Origin of the sequence: Paenibacillus lautus NBRC 15380 (genome assembly GCF_004000945.1) — a bacterium.
GTDB classification, from domain to species: domain Bacteria; phylum Bacillota; class Bacilli; order Paenibacillales; family Paenibacillaceae; genus Paenibacillus_AQ; species Paenibacillus_AQ lautus.
In genome coordinates, this window is sequence record NZ_BIMF01000002.1 from 744,233 (window position 1) to 762,166 (window position 17,934).

Consider the following 17,934-nt stretch of genomic DNA (forward strand, 5'->3'; position numbering starts at 1 on the left):
AAATGAAGCGTCATTTCTGTGCAACTTCTTCCGTTTTCGCCACAATAACCTTTACGCCAAGATCCTGAATCCGGTCCATAACCTCCTGATCCGCCTTCTGATCGGTAATTAACACATCCAAATCTTCGACGGCGCCGGCTCTGGCAAAGCCATCCTGTCCGAGGATCCGATGCGTTGCCATGCCGATTCTGCGGCGGGATACGGCAGAGACCGCGCGACCAAAAGCGGCAACTTCAGGAGTAGCCACGAATATTCCCTCATCGGAAATACCGCCTCCGCTAACGAAACTGATATCAAATTTAAATTGACGAATAAATTCGTTAGCAAGCACGTCCGTAATATTTCCGGAAGGCTTCACCCGCCCGCCAATCAAATAGGTGTCAATCCATTCGCGCTCGCGCAGGGCTTCTGCTACACGCATGCAGTTGGTCACGATCGTCAAGGGCATTTGCTCCGGAAGATGCTTCAGCAGTAAATAGGTAAGCGAACTGCTGCCAATGAACAACGTGTCTTTTTCTCGGACGTATGAAACGGCTAATTGAGCAATGGCGTTCCCTTCCGGAGACCCTTCACCATACCGCTGTTCCGGGACCAGGGGCGGTTGTCTGACTTTCATGGAAGGAATCGCGCCTCCGTGCGTTTTCTGGAGTAAGCCTTGCTCCTCCATGATCGTCAGATCCCGGCGAATCGAATCAATCGATATTTCAAATCGCTCGGCCAAGTCCTTGGCAATCACCCGTTTATCTTGATGCAGCAAAGCAAGAATTTTCTGACGACGTTCCTCGGCAAACATTCCTGATTGATCTTGCACCATACATCTTCCCTCCTGAATATTCATTTGTTTTCCACTTCACACCTCAATTATATTCGTTTTTATTCCGTTTTACCAGATAAATTCTTCATTTTAATTCGTTTATATGCATTTTTTAGCGTGAATTTTCCGAATGATTCGTAATAATTACAGTACAACCGTTGGCATATCCTTCGTGTCCCTCACAACACGGAAACCGCAATTGCCCGTCGAACTGTCGGGCGTATTCCCGCTGCGTGCCGCGACTCGGTACCGGTTGCAGTAGGATCTGTGGCACAGGTACGAACCGCCGCGCATCGACCTTCTGCCGCTTGGCTCCACGTAGAACGGATTTACATCCGAGGTCTGTTGATGATAAGACGGGCTGAACCAATCGCCGCACCATTCCCATACGTTACCGGACATGTTATACAGTCCGTAACCATTCGGTTTATAGGCATCCACCGGCGCGGTTCCGATATACCCGTCGCTGGCGTTATTTTTGACCGGAAATTTGCCCTGCCATATGTTGCATCGATGTTCTCCGTCCTGCTTCAGCAGATCGCCCCATGGATAGGTCCTGCCCTCCAAACCGCCGCGAGCCGCATACTCCCATTCCGCTTCCGTAGGAAGCCTCACGCCTGCCCAACGGCCGTATGCCATGGCATCGTTCCAGGATATATGTACAACCGGATGGTCCATCCGGTCTTCGATGCTCGAATCCGCTCCCTCGGGTGCTGCCCAATATGCACCTTCGACCACCAGCCACCAGGGCACTTCTTGCGGAACTTGTGCGACTCTTGCCTTTGTCTCCTCCGAAGCCAGCAGTTCAAATACAAACGACCATCCGAAATGCTCCGCTTCCGTAACATAACCGGTTGCTTCCACAAAGCGTTGAAACTGTTCATTCGTAACGGCATACGGTGAGATTTCAAATCCGGAAACGGTTACGCTGCGAGCCGGCCCCTCGCCGTCACGCGGAAAGCCTTCTTGCGAATTCGTGCCCATCGTAAACGTCCCTCCAGGCAGCATGACCATGTCGGTATGGAGATCAGGAAGAGACTGTTCATGATCCTCATCTTCTCTAATATTGCCAAGCTGCTCCTTCTGATCGGTTTCCGCTAACCGCACGTTCGCTCGGGAGCCGGCGCAGCAAGAATGTTGTTCTCCCATGCTAAGTTCCTCCTATGCTTGATACGGAGAACAGGACAACCACTATCGGAGCGGTTATCCTGCTTCACTTGCTATAATTATTATTACACGAACTCCCGAGGATGGCGACGCATCAATTCCGGAATCGCTTCACCTCGGCCCGTGTTCTTCAAACGCTCGATATACCGGGGCAGATGACCTTTGGCATGGTAAGGTCCCCCCTCCTTCATGACCGTCCACAATGGATCCACGTCAAACGGCATCGTTGACATCATATGATCATGCCACTCATTCAGCAGGTAGACGGCTTCCCTGCAAAGATCCGGCCTTTGAGAGGCCTGATTGTGCTGTTCATGAACGTCCTCGGTGATGTGGAACAGCATTTCTTTGTCGAACAGATGATAGCCGTCGTGGTACGTTCGAATGTAGAGCCATTCTCCAAATCGCACGCTTCGCTGACAGACATGGGCGCATTGAGAGACCACCAGATACTCCCTGCCGCTGCCTTTCCCGCTTCGCAAGCTCTCCGCATAACTGATGCCATCCCAGCTTCGTGCCGGTGCAAGGTTCAAATATTCCGCCATCGTAGGCAGAAGATCCAGATGATAGTGGAGCTCGCGATCCGTTACTCCCTTCATGATGCCAGGCCCCCGAATAATCATCGGAATGCGGCAGGTTCCCTGATCCGCTGTGCCATGTTCACCATAAATCCCAAGCTCGCCCATGTTCTCGCCATGATCCGCGGTAATGATGACGATCAGATCATCCATCACTCCCTTGTTCTCCAGCAATTCAAAGATGGCGCCGATGTGCTCGTCCATATGCCGAATGCCGCAATCATAGCCGTCCACCATCGTCCGCAAATCCTCCATCGTCCGAATCTCTCCGGGATGACGCGGAAAATTGGGAGATACTTCACTATTATACATGTTAATTTCATTCACTCCATGCGGGCCGACCTTCTTCTGATGCTCCTGAAGCACCTCTTCGGTAATCCAATCCGGGAGAGGATCATGCTCGAACGGGTTTCCCAGCGACTGCGGTGCCCGATAAGGTGTATGCGGATCCCAGAAGTTCACATAGAGCATCCAGTTATCTTCATCGGCGTTACGATCCAGCCAATCCAGCACGACCGGAGATACTTCCTCTGCCGACTCCAAGCCGCCCTTACCTGTATTATACATTTCATTGAAGCCCGCATAGAAGGTCCAGGCGGAATGGCGTTCTCCGAACGGACTGATCAACGCGGTTTTCATGCCGGCCCGGCGGAATATAGCGGGAAAACTCTCCGAAGCGAGTTTATCGCGGAAATCCCGCGTAATGCCTTCATGCCGCACATCGGCTGCCGAGCCCCCATGGCCTACGACGCCGTTATGAATGCCGAATTTGCCGGTCATCAGCGCGGTTCTTGAAGGAAAACACGGAGCGTCCGAGGTATAATAATTGTCAAAACGCACGCCTTCCGCCGCTATTCGGTCAATGTTCGGCGACGTATTCCGGTGATATCCGTAGCATCCTAAGTGATCCGGTCTGGTCGAATCCAAATCCAGCAATAATACTCTCATCTCCTCATCGCTTCCTTCCTCGTCTGAATTCACTTACCCTGGATATATGTCAGCGTTTACAAAACGACTGCAGTTGACTGAAATTATAGGCCAATGCTCTGTCCAGAGTCGATGTACATTTCGTTAATTTGTTGTACGATTCTACTACGATTTTAATTAGCAGGAGCATAAAAACTAACAACCCCCTACTCATTGAAAGCATGAATATGCTAGGCTATAGGTATAAAATCACTGCGAGGTGTTTTCATGTGATCCAGCTGATGAGCGTAAATTTTGATGATAATATTCCGAACTGGCGGACTCAGCTTGAGACGATTGATTACAACGTCCTTGTTGTGGTAAGAGAAGGCAAAGTGAGGTATGAAATCAACGGGGAGGAGATGATTGCTGAAAAAGAAGACGTACTCTTCATCCCGCGATCTACAAGGCGGAGCGGAGGCAATTGGAATGGCGTCCCTCATCAGAAATACACCATTCTCTTTACGATGGATCCGCATGAATCCACAGGCATCCCGTTTCTGGATGAGGGACGATGCCTTAAATTCAATCTCGCGCATATTCAATATGCCTACCGTCGCTGTGAGCGCTTATTCGAGGAAATGCGGGGCGGCAAAAGCTACCGCGCCATGATCTGTCAGGGCATCATGCAGGAGCTGATGGGCATGCTGGCCCGTGAACTCGAGAAGACCGAGCTGCCACCAAGCAAAAGAAACTATGCGGATACCATCAAATCGTATCTGTTGGAGCACTACCGCGAACCGATCGAAATCGATAAACTCGCAAAGTTAATTCATCGTTCCCCGAATTATGCCACCGCCCTCTTCAAGGAGGTGTACGGTCATTCACCGATTCGGTATATGCACCAGCTGCGCGTGCTGGAAGCGTGCAACCTGCTGCTTCATTCGGACATGACGATCGCTCATATCGCCCACTATCTGGGTTATTATGACACGTCCTATTTTTATCGCATGTTTAAAAAATACACCGGTCTGTCACCCTCCGACTATGTGCAGCAGGGCGATCGGTCCGATGTATCCAAGCTCTTCACCTAATCCTCTCTGATTGTCATACCGTTGTTGGCGGCTTCTGGCCTGCAAACTGAATGACATGAGACAAGCCTTGATGCCCCTGCCCTTCCTGCCTGACGACCTCACCCATGAAAAAATGGACAATCCGCCAATCCGCAAAAGTTTCGAGGAAATCCCCAGGGGCGTACAAAAACTGCTGATCTTGCGGCCCCCCGCTGCGATAAGGAATCTGGTACGGGGAGTACACTTCAGTGAGGAAATATCCTCCAGGCTTCACCGCTGCCTTCACGCCCGCTAAAGTCCTCGTTCTTAATTCCTTGGAAAAATGTCCAAACACGCATATAACCTCATCCCATTGATCCTGCTTCCACTGCGCATCGTGCAGATCCACAAGCTCGGTACGAATCTCAACACCGCTGGCTTCCGCCAGTCGATGGGCTTTGTTAAGGCCGGATTCCGCGTAATCCCATACGGTTACGTTCATCCCTTCCCGGGCCAGGAACACCGCATTCCGTCCTTCTCCTTCCGCGATAGCCAGTGCGTCGCCCGTTAAGCTTAATTTCTTATGCATGTCGGCTATAAATACATTCGGGTCCGTTCCAAATACGTAATCATCTCCCTGAAACCGTTCATTCCATGGATTCATCGTTTGAGCACCTCTCTCTTTTGAAATCAATGTAACCCTGTACACACGAAAGCTAAACCCATCTTACCATTCCTACCGCATCGATGATATTGTACGAACTTCTGGAATAACCATACTGCTTTCCGGAGCCCGCCATCATATCATAGAATGTCCAGCCAAATTTTGACGGCCGTTGCCAGGATCAAGACAGCCAATAGGATCTGCAAGACCTTTGTGTTCATCTTCTTGCCTGCCGCCGCACCTAGAGGGGAAGCGATCAGACTGGCGGCAACCATGATGAGAGCGGGGATATAGTCCACCTGGCCAGTGGTCAGCTTGCCCACCGTCGAACCGATGGATGAGATGAAGGTGATCGCAAGCGAGGTTGCAATGGTCATCCGGGTCGGAATTTTCAACACAACCAGCATGATCGGAACGAGCAGAAAAGCACCTGCCGCTCCGACGATACCTGCTCCGATTCCGACCAAAAGCGCCAGCCCGGCAGCCAGCCATTTGTTGAATTTGACCTGATCCAGCGGGATATCGTCCACCCCTTTGTTTGGGATGAACATCATAATGGCCGCGATAAGCGCCAATATTCCGCAGATGAGATTTATGCTGCTCTCGCTCATCATTTTAGAGCCGAAGCCGCCGATGAAGCTGCCAAGCAAAATAGCTGAACCCATATGGATAATGAGCGTTTTATTCAGCTTTACATTCGAATCCATTGTCGTCATATCACATCGAACCTCCAATGTTTTGTTTGTCGGGCAATCATATACCCCAATGGGTATATTTCATTTCAAAAAAAGGGGGCCAAACACACCCATTCTTTTTCAAGGAAACCTGATTACTCTGTTGTGCCTTCCCATTCGAGCATGCCCCCCGTCATGTTGACGACTCGATAGCCTTGGCTCTCCAAATATTGCGCTGCCCGGCCGCTGCGGCCACCGGAACGGCATACCATAACATATTCTTTCGACCGATCAAGCTCCTGCTTGCGATATTCAATCAAACCGAGCGGAATGTTGACGGCGCCTGGAATTTTCCCTTCTGCGACCTCTTCCGTTTCTCGCACATCGATAATATTCATGACGATCCTATCATTCAGCTTCTGCTCTACTTCTTTGGGAGAAATCTCTCTCATGTTAATCAACACTCCTTCTTGCTTTAAGCTTTTAAGACCAGGCACTCATGCCGCCCTTGACATTGGTCACCTTCTCAAAGCCTGACTTCCTTAATATTTTGCTGGCTTTGTTGCTCCGCATGCCACTTTGGCAGATCAATACCACTTCCTTCTCTCTTGAGAGCGACTCACTGCTCAATAAGAGCTGGTCCAGCGGAATATTGCGAAAACCCCGAATGTGATTTCCCTTGAATTCTCCAGGCGTCCGGACATCGATGAACTGTTTGTTTGCGTTGACGTCCTTCAGCTCACGCTTCAGCTGTGCCGCGGTAATCTGTCTGACTCCTTTGGCCGGGAGAATTCTCCATACGATAAACATAATCATAAGTGCAATGAACATGATATGGAGTAGATCCATCTTTATTCCCTCTCTTTATGCACGCATTCGTCGCCGCTGTTTTCGTTATATAAACAAGTTGACATTGCCATCCTGGGCATCGCCCAAATAACCTGCCACCCCCGCATATTCAATATCTTCAAACAGCTCTTCTTTTTGCAGACCGAGAAGGTCCATCGTCATGGTGCAAGCAACCAGTTTCACGTCCTGCTCCTTCGCCAGCTCGATCAGCTGCGGAAGCGGTACGGCATTGTGTTTCTTGATCACATCCTTTATCATTTTGGGACCCATGCCGGCAAAATTCATTTTGGAAAGTCCCATGTTATTGGACCCACGCGGCATCATTTTCCCGAACATTTTTTCCATGAAACTCTTCTTCTTGGGCAGCAGCACGTCTTCGTCCTTGCGCAGGGCATTCAATCCCCAAAAGGTGTGGAATATCGTCACCTCATGGTCGTATGCCGCAGCACCGTTCGCGATGATATAAGCAGCCATAGCTTTGTCATAATCGCCGCTGAATAATACGATCGTTGTCTTTTTTGTTTCCGTCACGTTAAGATCTCCCCCTGTAAAAAAATAATGAAATTCCGTTCTTGGATCAGACATCAGACATCACACATACCCATATGGGTATATTGTAATTCAAAAAAAATTATCCCTTCCTAATCCAAAATTTCTGTACGTCGCCTTCCTCCTGATAGTCTAACAATTCATGGCCTGTCGATTTGGCCCATGCCGTCAGATCGCTCTTTGCGCCTTGATCCGTCGTATGAATCTCAAGGACCTCACCCGGTTCCATCTCTTTTATTTCTTTTTTTGTTTTCACGATCGGCATGGGACATGCCAAGCCCTTCGCATCCAATACTTTATCCGCGTTCATGATAATATTCCTCCTTCGATTAATGGACGATTATTTTATATACCCATAGGGGTATATAAAACCATGTCGAATATCATGTCAATCTTGTTCATTTTCCCATTCTGGAGCGGGGTGTAGGAACCATCCCTTCAATTATCTGCTTCTAACGAGCAGATTTACCGCTTCGATCACCAACTTCTCTGTATCCTGCCCGCTCTCTTCGGCTTTCTGTACACATTCGACAAGATTGGAGCTGACTACAACGCCAATCGTCCGATCTATAGCCGACCGAGTGGCCGACAGCTGGGTTATGACCTCCTTGCAATCTTTGTTCTCCTCCATCATCTTCAGAATGCCGCGCAGCTGACCTTCAATCCGTTTTACCCGATTCTTCATTTGATCATCGTAATCCATCTCGAACCCCTCCTATCTGTACTTATGTCGTGCCTGATATTTGTCACACCATTCGGTGCTGATACATGTTATAATACCCCATAGGGTATAAAATAATCAATTCATAATACGCTCCAAATTCAGGGAGGAATATACGATGGGCAAAAAAATCATCATTGTCGGCGGTGTGGCTGGTGGGGCCTCGGCAGCTGCCAGGCTGCGGAGATTGGATGAGAGCTCTACCATTATTGTAGTGGAACGCGGGGAATATATTTCGTTTGCAAATTGCGGTCTCCCCTACTATATAGGAGAAACTATAAAGGACCACAATAAGCTTATGGTGCAGACCGTGCCCGGCCTTAGCAGCCGCTACGGGCTGGATATTCGGAATCTTAGCGAAGTTACGTCCATACTGCGTGATGAGAAAATGGTTACGATTAAAAACCTTAATACCGGCGAAACCTACACCGAGAGTTATGATTATCTGATCCTGTCACCCGGCGCGAAGCCAATGGTGCCGGATATTCCCGGCTTGTCGGAAGCCCGTAACGTATTCACATTGCGGAATATCCCGGATACGGACCGGATCAAGCAGTACGTGGATGAAGCCCAGCCGAAGGAAGCCGTTATTGTCGGGGGCGGGTTTATCGGGCTGGAAATGGCCGAGAATCTGGCGGATCGCGGCGTTCAGGTGACAGTCATCGAAATGGCGAACCAGGTAATGGCTCCGCTCGACTACGAAATGGCCGCGATCGTCCAGTCGCATCTTCAGGAAAAAGGAGTCCGTTTGATTCTTGAGGACGGCGTACAAACGTTTCATGACGGTGGCCATCAAATTGAGCTTTCCAGCGGCAAACGAATATCAACCGAGATGACCTTGCTTTCGATAGGCGTTCGGCCCGAGAGTGTGCTGGCGTCATATGCCGGACTTCGCGTCAATGATCGCGGCGGGATTCAAGTTAACGAATTTATGCAGACCACCGACCCGAACATTTATGCGATCGGCGATGCAATCGAAGTGAAGGATTTCGTCCTTCAGAGCCAGGCCTTTATTCCGCTCGCAGGGCCTGCCAACCGACAGGGCCGACTTGTTGCAGATCATATCTATGGTAAAAACAATAGCTACAAGGGCACACTGGGTTCGTCGAACGCCAAGGTCTTTGATCTGACGGTCGCGGCTACGGGTATCAATGAAAAACGTCTCAAGCAGGTAAGTGCACCTTATCAAGCTATCCATATTCACCCCTCGTCGCATGCCGGGTACTACCCCGGGGCGTATCCCATCTCCTTGAAGCTGTTATTCCATCCGGAAACAGGTCAAATCTATGGGGCGCAAGCGATTGGAGCAGATGGCGCGGATAAGCGGATCGATGTCATTGCTACTGCGATCAAGGGGAATCTCAGCGTATGGGACTTGACGGAACTGGAGCTATCCTACGCGCCCCCTTATTCCTCCGCCAAAGACCCGGTAAACTATGCCGGATATGTTGCCGCCAACATCCTGGATGGCTTGGTTGAAACGGTACAATGGCATGAAATCGATGATGTGGTTGAAAACGGCGCCACCTTGATCGACGTCCGTGAACCTAAGGAAAGGGAAGCGGGTTATATCCAAGGTTCCATCAACATTCCGCTTAACGATCTGCGCAGCCGGCTGAAGGAATTGCCGGAGAATGAAACGCTGTACGTGACTTGCCAGGTTGGGCTGCGCGGATATTTGGCGGCGCGTATTTTGGCCGAGCATGGATTCCGGGTTAAGAACCTGGACGGCGGCTAGAAAACATATGCATCGGTTTACGAGCAATCATAATCCTTCCTAACTAAATCGGTCTGAAAGCGATGGATATGCTGCTTGCAACAAAAATACAACATGCAAGAAAGCCCCGGAATTCCGGGGCTTTCTTCTTTATATGAAATAGATAATGGCTTAAATCAGCTTGTGCGCATACCATTTCTTGCCGCGGAAGCGCCATAGGAAGACCGCTCCCCGGACGCCCCATTCACAGTTCATGGCTAGCCATACGCCAAGAATGCTCCAGCCCAGAACGATCCCCATAATATAACCGAGAATCACCCGAAACAGCCACATGGTCAGCATCGAAGTGATTGATGTAAAACGCGAGTCGCCTGCCGCACGCAGCGCCGAAGGCAGTATAAAGCTTATCGACCATAGCGGAACCTGTACCAGGGTGTTAATCAACAGCACCACAAACAGATCGTTCACGATTTCCGGAGGCGGGTTAAACAGCCCGACCAGCGGCCGGTAGAGCGGCATCAAAATCAAACCCATGAAGGCGAGCGAGATTGCGCCAAGCCACAAAAAAGATTTGATGAACTTCCGGGCATCCGCTATATTTCCGCGGCCAATGCATTGACCGACGACGGTCACAATCGTTAAGGACAACGCGCTGGCTGGAATTTGGAAGACGGCCGCAAGTGAAGACCCGATCGCGTTCGTTGCAATGGCGTAAGTGCCTAGGCTGACGATAAACACTTGGGTCAAGAGCTTTCCCCCGTTAAAAAACATCTGCTCGGCTGCGAACGGAAGCCCGATAAACATAATTTTGCGCAGCATCGATATCGGAAAATGAAACAGATCCCGAAGGCGGATATGCAGTGTGGCATCCACTCTGAACAGATAGTAGAGCGCGCAGGCCGCACCGGCAAAACGGGCGATGTTAATCGCCAGCGTCATGCCCATAACGCCCATATTCAGCAGCGTGATGAACACGATGTTGAGCAGAACATAGAGCAGGTTCATGATCAGCGACAACGCCAGTGAAGCCCGAGTCTTGCCGATCCCTCTCAGCGCGCCGCAAACGGCCTGCACGATGGCAATTCCGATGAAGGAAGTACTGCTTCCGATCAGATACACTCGCGCACTCTCCAGCACCTCGGGTGACGCTGAGCCGAATAGCAGATTCAGCACCGGCTGGTGAAGCCCAATGATCAGCAGCGCGATCGCTAAAGCGATCATAGCCACCGATGTAACGGTGGCCGCAGAAGCCCGGGATACCATCATCGCGTTGCCGCTTCCCTTATACTGCGCCACGACGACGGTGCCCCCGGTTGCCACCGCCACGAACACATTGATGAGGAAGATGTTCAGAGAGTCCACCATGTTCACGGCGCTGACCGCCGATACACCCGACGAACTGATCATGGCCGTATTGACCAGGTTCAAACCGATGATGAATGCCTGGTCGATCAATATCGGGAAAAATAAAGCAAAAATCTGCCGGTAGTCCATCGACTCCCCGGTTAAATGATGTTGAAGCAAACCGTTCATTTGGGTTCGTAATCGAACCAACATCTGTCATCACATTCTTTTCGTTGTAATATAAAAGAAAAAACTCTTCATGCGAAGAGCTTCAGGCTTACGGTATTTAGAAATGGCAGCCGTAACCGTTCCGCTTGGGAGAGCTTACTCCCTCGCCAAGGGGACAATACGGATTGATTCATTTGATCCCGGATTAACCCCGTCTTTGATTGGAGGATATCACCAGACCCGTGATCTGTCAACGAATGCAAGCCGCAGGAAACGACCGTAAACCGCTGATAAACGGAGGAACATGCGAGTCTAGACTTTCCGAAGACGTTTCGACAGCCATCCAGAAGCTAAGTGGCATAAAGCACACTCGAAGTTTGTACTTTTCGCAACCTCCGTCATCATTCCGATGCAGTACTGAAAGACCTTTTACCGGGTGGATCTCTTTTTTTGGCAAAGCTGCGTACCCTTCCAATGATCTGTTATGGCAAGCTTCGTGGACTAATGCATTCCAATGCGTGCTCTTCTATTCCCATACGATACTCGCTTCCGTCATTGCAGTCACACCTTTTCTTGATTATTCCGACTTGTTCCAGCGGTCATAGGCATCCTGATAAATCTTCAGCATTTCTTCCAGACCCATCTTGTTAATCATCTTCACATAATCGTCCCACATCGTGAGCGGTTCCTGACCAACGACAAACTTCGCTTCCATTTGATCGACATAGGTTTTAATGTCCGTCTTAATGATATTCAGCCTTTTTTGCTCTTCATTGCTGAAATACACATCCGGGTATGCTGGCAACGCATAAGGGTTTAACTTCTCGTCAACCATTTTGTTGTAATCCGGCCCTTTGCCGTTGTCACGCATAGCATCAAATTTTCTTTCCTTGATCAATGGCAGTTGTCCACCACAGTCCGGGGTTAACTTCGCCCGATATTCCTCACTGTTCATTCCTTCAGGGAAATCGAACTCCCACTTCGTTTTGGCGTCATCCAGCCATTTGATACTGTTTCCGTAAATCCCGAGTTTGCTGCCTTCGGAGGAGTACAAATAATCGACCCACCGCATCGTCGCCTCAGGATACTTATTCTGACTCGTAATCGCGAATGTACCACGGCGGATTTTCGATGATTTCAGCGCCAGCTTTACGCTGTTGACCGGACTGGTCAGCGTCCCAAGCATAGGGTGCTTTAAATTGTCTTCCGGTTTGTCGACCTTCAGGACGAGATCTGGAGATGAATGTGGGAAAGCACCGATTTGATTCGAATTTCCTTTGGCCGTCATTTGCTGGGACGTCTGTACAAAGGTTTCCCCATCCATCAGCTTCTCTGTGAACAGTTTGTTCAAGTAAGCGAGATATTCCTTGTACTGATCTTGCACCGGATTGAAGCGGACCTTCCCGTCCTTTACCTCCACTTCACGGCCAAGCAAGCCGAATGCTGGCAGCAGCACACTTTGGAAGCCCCCCAGTTTCTCGCTGGATAACGGGGTTTCGTCATTTTTGCCGTTCTTGTTGGGGTCTTCGTTTTTGAACCGCTTCAGCAGCTCATACAGTTCATCCGTAGTCGTTGGCTCCGTCGTAATCCCCAAACTCTCCATCCAGTCCCCGTTCAGCCACAGTCTGCTCGGAACAAACGCGCGCGGCTCGTCGATAATGAGCGGGAGGGCGTAAATATGTCCGTCCACGGTGGTGATCGACTTTTTGATATCCGGATTATCATTCATCAGCTTTTTGAAATTCGGCGCGTACTTCTCGATCAATCCTTCCAGCGGAACCAGATAACCTTGGCCGCCGTATGTAACTTCATCGTCAGGTGTAAGACCAGCATTGAAGAACACATCAGGCAATTGCTGGCTTGCGAAAGCCAGATTCTTAGCCTCTTGATAATTAGCTCCAGGAGGCGTATTGAAATTAAAATGGATATTTGTCATTTCTTCCATTTCCTTAAATAGTACCATGTCCTCCCAAGGCCCGTGAATGGCCGCTTTCGCTCCCATCATCGTCAAAGTGATTTTGTCACCTACAATCGGGTAGCCGCTGGCATTGAAATTTTTCGGTTCTCCCCCACTCTCATTCCCAGCTTGATTCGCTTTATTGCCCGGGCTGCACCCGGCTAACAGGATTGCGCCGCTTATGATGATACAGATACTCCCTTTTAACCATTTTTTCATAACTTTGTTTCCCCTCTCTATGAGTTTATATGGTTCATCGTTGTGAAATTCCGAGTTTGCCGTTAACCCTTAACGGAGCCTATGAGCACACCTTTCATGAAAAAGCGCTGCATAAACGGATAGATGACGATAATCGGCAAGCTGGATACGATCATGACGGCATACTTGATGATGTCGGCAATTCGGGCTTGTTTGGCCATCGCTTCCATGTCGTCTCCGGTCATCAGCATCGTATCGTTCATCTGATTCTGTACGAGTATTTCACGCAAAATTAATTGAAGCGGATACAAGCTGCGGTCCTTCAAGTAAATGATGGCACTAAAGTAACTGTTCCAGTGGGTCACCCCATAATAAAGGGCCATGACCGCGATGATTGGAGCAGAGAGCGGAAGCACGATTTTCAGAAACAGAACGGTATTGGAGCAGCCATCGATTTCGGCAGATTCCTGGAGCTCTTTCGGAATATTGGTTTGAAAAAATGTGCGGCAAATAATCAGGTTATACACTGCAACTGCATTAGGAATCAGCAGCGCCCACACGGTGTTCAGCATTCCAAGCCAGCTGACGAGCAGGAAAGATGGAATCAGCCCGCCTCCGAAAAACATCGTGAATACGATCAAACCCATCATGATCCCGCGGCCTTTCAAATCTTTGCGTGAGAGCGCATAGGCCCCTGGAATCGTAAACAGCAGGTTGATGGCTGTTCCTGCAACCGTATACAAAATCGTGTTTCTGTAACCGGACCAAATCTCCGGATTTTGAAACACGCGCTGATACCCTTCAAACGTAATGCCTCTGGGATAAAGCCACATCGTCCCCTGATTCACATAGACAGGATCACTGATCGAGGCGCTGATAACGTATACGAGCGGGTATAAAACGATGATCAGGATAAAGAACAAAAATATGAAATTGATGATTTCGAACACTCTGTCCGATCTGAGTTTCCTATTCATGGTTGTCTCCCCCCCTCCTTTACCATAGACTTGTCTCGTTTACCCTCTTGGCGATCCGGTTAACGGTAAGCAGCAGTACGAAATTAATAACCGAGTTAAACAAGCCAACCGCAGCCGAGAAGCTGAACTGGCCTTGCACAAGCCCGCTTCGGTATACGTATGTGGAGATAACGTCTGACGACTCCAGATTCAGTGGGTTTTGCAGCAGGAATACTTTTTCAAATCCGACGGACATAAAACTCCCTACGTTCAGAATGAGCAAGATCACCATCGTAGGAAAGATGCTCGGAAGATTGATATGCCATATGCGCTTCATCCGGGTGGCTCCGTCGATCATCGCCGCTTCATGCTGCTGGGGATCGACTCCAGCCAGCGCCGCCAGGTAAATAATCGTCCCCCAGCCCATACTTTGCCATACACCGGAGAGTACGAACACAGATTTGAACCAGCCCGGTTCGCCCAGAAATTGTACAGGTTCTCCACCCAAAGCCTTGATGGTTAAATTGACTAAACCGGTTCCCGGAGACAGAAAAGCGATAATCATGCCACTCATGACAACTACGGATATAAAGTGAGGTGCATACGTTACGGTCTGCACCCACTTTTTGAATGCCCCGTTCTTCAGCTCATTGAGCGCTAACGCGATCATGATCGGGATCGGAAACCCGACGATCATTTCATACAAGCTGATGCCAACCGTGTTCCGGATCAGATCCCAAAAATAATAAGAATCGAAAAAGCGCCTTAAATGCTCCAGACCCACCCAAGGGCTGTTCCATATCCCCGAACTAGGGGCATAATCCCTGAAGGCAATCTGCAGGCCATACAGCGGGAAATAATGAAATACAATAAAATAGGCCATCGTGGGCAGAACGAATAAATACAATTCCCAATTTTTGAGAACCGACTTCCATCCGCTTTTCCTGAGCCCGCGCCCCACCCTTTTGGTAGCACGCAGTGTCTTGGCTGTCATGAACCAACCAACCCCTTTCTCAAATTGAACTGGTGAACCGCAGTTAATAAATCCCATGCTACCTGTTCGAATATGTAATCGTAAATCTGTAGAAATTGTTCTGTGGTTGTTACTCTTTACATTGCCTCCCGCGACAAGCCGAATCCATGTAAATTTGTCGTTCTTGCTCTGGATTGTCGATTCTTTACAATGCTGTACATCCTTCTTTATCAAGGCTTATCTCCTGCCCGACCCAAGGCTAATGGACAAAAAAAGCGCGTTCTCTCGAATCGAAGATTTCGAGTAGAAGCACGCGTTTTATCGAAAGATTATACGAAGATTTACAGCTTGGTACTCACGAATACAGTTTCCGGTACTGCCCAAGCGTAATACCTTCTGTATTTTTAAATTTGCGCATGAAATTGGAGACGTCCGAATAGCCAACACTGGCAACAATATCTTTAATGGTCAGGTCGCTGTTCTTTAACAGCCGTTTGACCTCCTCCATGCGAAGATGGGTAACATATTCGGTAAACGTATACCCCGTCTGGTCTTTCATGTAACGGCTGAAATAGGATATGGACATCTGGAAGTGATCGGCGATTTTCTCCAAACTCAAGTCATATTCCTGGTAGTGCTGCTCAATATATTGGAAAATCTCTGTTCCCATGGCGGTGTTCTTGCTTTCTTTATTGGCCTGCACATAATCGCATATGAGGTCGATGAGTCCGGTCATCCCCGCATCCAGTTGTTTCAAGGTCGTGAATTCCGCCAAATGGCTTCGATACTCTTGAGGAATACCCAGTTTCATTTCATTCATCGTTCTGAGAAACGTGTTGATCAGATCAAAACTCATACAGCGGAAGTAGAACAAGGATACTTCTTTTCCTTCTAAATCATGCATGATGTTAGCCAGAGCGGTTTTGGCCGCTGTATTGTTTCCCTGCTTCATGCTTTGCACAAGGCGGATTTGCTCTTCGATCGGGTACCACTCACTGCCTTCCTGCCACTCTGACATATCAGCGAAATATACGATCTCCCCTTTGCGAATCCGACCGCTTTGCTCCATAGCAGCAGAAGCTTCAATGTAAGACCGATTCACATGAATCAGCCCGGATACTGGGCTGCCCATACCGACCGTTGGCCGAAATCCGCAGCAATGCTCGAACAGCCGAGCAATTTCGACTGCAATATCCTCTTGGACTCGGCGCACACATGATTCGTTGCAGCCCGTGCTAATCAGGATGGCGATGGACTGATCTGGTATGAGTTCTACTCCATACCCAACCGCATCCGTCATGGATATCTCGGACAGCCGCCGCAGCAGCTCTTCCCGGTTCTGCGTGGATATGTACTCACTCCTGTCCATCTGGATAACGGTCACAAAGCAGTTCTCTCCGGGAAGCGCCAAATTTTCCCTGGACAAAAAAGCTATCGTCTCCTCCTCATCCTTGATCGAACCTAATATCAGTCGGACGAAAAACTGCTCACGCACAATCGGACGCTGTTCATCGATTCTCTTCATCAGGTCGCGCGTCGCCTGAACGGAATCGCGGATCAAGTCGAGTTCATTATGGCGGCTGTCATCGTTTCCATGCGTCCATACCTGTAAAGTCCGTACATAATCTGCGATGTTCCGGATCGGACGGTATTGCCTAGTAGAGAGCAGTACAGCGATCAGAATCCCGAAGGCGACAACTGCACCACAAATGAGTAATACAAAGGTCCGCATTTCCAGTACCCTTCCCAAAAACTGATCGGTTGGCATAACGATGACATAAGACCAACCCGTCAAATTTGATTTAGCCTGCATTAGAGAATAATGTTCGTCGCCCAGCTTGGCATCGTGAATGCCATCCTGGGCCTTGGAGACAAGTAACTGTTTGGCATCCTGTTCCGTCAGGTCATTCTCGCGGCTCCTTGAAGCCAGAATGTTGTCCTTGGAATCCAAAATGTAAACGCTGCCATTAAAGTCTCCTAAAATAGGACCCACCAGTTCGGTCAGCATCGATTCACGAATGAAGAAGCTAACCGTGCCGTAAGGCGATTGGCTATTGCGTGGAATCGGGAACATATACATCAGCACGTTTTGCTTCTGGCTGCTGCCCGAAACAGTAGTTTGGGTACGACGGATTTCAGGGATCTGAAGACGGCTCATTTCCTCGTCCAGCCGGATCCCGTCCAGGTCACTAAATCCGTACACCCGTTTAGCAAATGTATCGAATGAGTTGATTCCGGACGAAGTATACAGCCGCTCATCCCCATGAAAATAAAGCGCAACTTCATCGACAATCGTGTTATTTGCCTTATATTTGCCCAGCTCATCCACAACTTCAATTTCTTTGTATTTCCCGCTCTTCACTACGAATGGGGTTAGTTCGGAATCAATCGAAATCCTTGAAGCGGTGTTGTCCAGACCGCGTGCCAATAAGTCGAACGTATTCTTGACCTGGTTCAGCTTGTATACATTGGATGACTCAATTTCACTTTTGAATCGTACGACCGCATTATAATACACGACACCGCTAAGTATAATGAACGGTATGGCAAAAATCAGTACATGCGACAGTAGAAATTGATAGAACAAGCGAGAATTGGTTCGTTTGCGCCTCATTGTTCTCCTCCAATATTAGTTATGGCAGCAAAT

Annotated in this window: 16 protein-coding genes and 1 pseudogene; 2 read left to right on the forward strand and 15 right to left on the reverse strand. The window is 49.1% G+C overall.

Annotation, left to right across the window (positions count from 1 at the left end):
- Positions 1-10: 10 nt before the first annotated feature.
- The 3 genes from PLA01S_RS06760 to PLA01S_RS06770 all read right to left on the reverse strand — a co-directional run bounded on the left by PLA01S_RS06760 (position 11) and on the right by PLA01S_RS06770 (position 3,507).
- Positions 11-793 (reverse strand): DeoR/GlpR family DNA-binding transcription regulator, encoded by a 783-nt coding sequence (locus PLA01S_RS06760; protein ID WP_164817341.1) that lies wholly within the window; start codon positions 791-793, stop codon positions 11-13.
- Between the two features lie 165 nt (positions 794-958).
- A complete protein-coding gene (locus PLA01S_RS06765; RefSeq protein WP_127590948.1) occupies positions 959-1,963 on the reverse strand; it encodes a formylglycine-generating enzyme family protein in 1,005 nt (334 codons plus the stop codon).
- A gap of 83 nt (positions 1,964-2,046) precedes the next feature.
- Complete coding sequence (locus PLA01S_RS06770; RefSeq protein WP_127590950.1) at positions 2,047-3,507, reverse strand: sulfatase family protein; 1,461 nt, start codon at positions 3,505-3,507, stop codon at positions 2,047-2,049.
- A gap of 248 nt (positions 3,508-3,755) precedes the next feature.
- On the opposite strand from PLA01S_RS06770, the gene PLA01S_RS06775 reads away from it, so the two are divergent.
- On the forward strand, positions 3,756-4,559 hold the full coding sequence (locus tag PLA01S_RS06775) for a helix-turn-helix domain-containing protein (RefSeq protein ID WP_127590952.1): 804 nt from the start codon (positions 3,756-3,758) through the stop codon (positions 4,557-4,559).
- A 13-nt stretch (positions 4,560-4,572) separates the two neighbouring features.
- On the opposite strand, the gene PLA01S_RS06780 is transcribed toward PLA01S_RS06775, so the two are convergent.
- The 7 genes and pseudogenes from PLA01S_RS06780 to PLA01S_RS06810 form a co-directional block, all read right to left on the reverse strand.
- Positions 4,573-5,181 (reverse strand): class I SAM-dependent methyltransferase, encoded by a 609-nt coding sequence (locus tag PLA01S_RS06780; protein ID WP_127590954.1) that lies wholly within the window; start codon positions 5,179-5,181, stop codon positions 4,573-4,575.
- A 140-nt stretch (positions 5,182-5,321) separates the two neighbouring features.
- Positions 5,322-5,870: pseudogene (locus tag PLA01S_RS06785) on the reverse strand (sulfite exporter TauE/SafE family protein); the annotation flags it as partial.
- 140 nt (positions 5,871-6,010) lie between these two features.
- The gene (locus tag PLA01S_RS06790; protein WP_127590956.1) at positions 6,011-6,307 is read right to left on the reverse strand and encodes a rhodanese-like domain-containing protein; all 297 of its coding nucleotides are present in this window, start codon (positions 6,305-6,307) and stop codon (positions 6,011-6,013) included.
- 31 nt (positions 6,308-6,338) lie between these two features.
- Positions 6,339-6,704, reverse strand: a complete 366-nt coding sequence (locus PLA01S_RS06795) for a rhodanese-like domain-containing protein (RefSeq protein ID WP_127590958.1) — start codon at positions 6,702-6,704, stop codon at positions 6,339-6,341.
- Between the two features lie 45 nt (positions 6,705-6,749).
- Complete coding sequence (locus PLA01S_RS06800; RefSeq protein ID WP_127590960.1) at positions 6,750-7,235, reverse strand: DsrE/DsrF/DrsH-like family protein; 486 nt, start codon at positions 7,233-7,235, stop codon at positions 6,750-6,752.
- Positions 7,236-7,335: 100 nt separating this feature from the next.
- Positions 7,336-7,563 carry a sulfurtransferase TusA family protein gene (locus tag PLA01S_RS06805; RefSeq protein ID WP_100536413.1) on the reverse strand — a complete coding sequence of 76 codons (228 nt, stop codon included), beginning with the start codon at positions 7,561-7,563 and terminating at the stop codon, positions 7,336-7,338.
- A 132-nt stretch (positions 7,564-7,695) separates the two neighbouring features.
- Positions 7,696-7,956 carry a metal-sensitive transcriptional regulator gene (locus tag PLA01S_RS06810; protein WP_100536412.1) on the reverse strand — a complete coding sequence of 87 codons (261 nt, stop codon included), beginning with the start codon at positions 7,954-7,956 and terminating at the stop codon, positions 7,696-7,698.
- A 136-nt stretch (positions 7,957-8,092) separates the two neighbouring features.
- Here PLA01S_RS06810 and PLA01S_RS06815 point away from each other — a divergent pair, with 136 nt between their 5' ends.
- The gene (locus tag PLA01S_RS06815) at positions 8,093-9,712 is read left to right on the forward strand and encodes an FAD-dependent oxidoreductase (protein WP_127590962.1); all 1,620 of its coding nucleotides are present in this window, start codon (positions 8,093-8,095) and stop codon (positions 9,710-9,712) included.
- Between the two features lie 150 nt (positions 9,713-9,862).
- Here the strand turns inward: PLA01S_RS06815 and PLA01S_RS06820 are convergent, their stop codons facing one another.
- The 5 genes from PLA01S_RS06820 to PLA01S_RS06840 all read right to left on the reverse strand — a co-directional run bounded on the left by PLA01S_RS06820 (position 9,863) and on the right by PLA01S_RS06840 (position 17,901).
- Complete coding sequence (locus PLA01S_RS06820; RefSeq protein WP_100536410.1) at positions 9,863-11,248, reverse strand: MATE family efflux transporter; 1,386 nt, start codon at positions 11,246-11,248, stop codon at positions 9,863-9,865.
- Between the two features lie 532 nt (positions 11,249-11,780).
- A complete protein-coding gene (locus PLA01S_RS06825) occupies positions 11,781-13,379 on the reverse strand; it encodes an extracellular solute-binding protein (RefSeq protein ID WP_127590964.1) in 1,599 nt (532 codons plus the stop codon).
- A gap of 62 nt (positions 13,380-13,441) precedes the next feature.
- Entirely contained in the window at positions 13,442-14,335 is an 894-nt protein-coding gene (locus tag PLA01S_RS06830) for a carbohydrate ABC transporter permease (RefSeq protein ID WP_127590966.1), read from the reverse strand.
- Positions 14,336-14,354: 19 nt separating this feature from the next.
- Positions 14,355-15,308 carry an ABC transporter permease gene (locus PLA01S_RS06835; RefSeq protein ID WP_127590968.1) on the reverse strand — a complete coding sequence of 318 codons (954 nt, stop codon included), beginning with the start codon at positions 15,306-15,308 and terminating at the stop codon, positions 14,355-14,357.
- Between the two features lie 334 nt (positions 15,309-15,642).
- Positions 15,643-17,901, reverse strand: coding sequence for a helix-turn-helix domain-containing protein (locus tag PLA01S_RS06840; protein WP_127590970.1), 2,259 nt, complete (start codon positions 17,899-17,901; stop codon positions 15,643-15,645).
- Between the last annotated feature and the right edge of the window lie 33 nt (positions 17,902-17,934).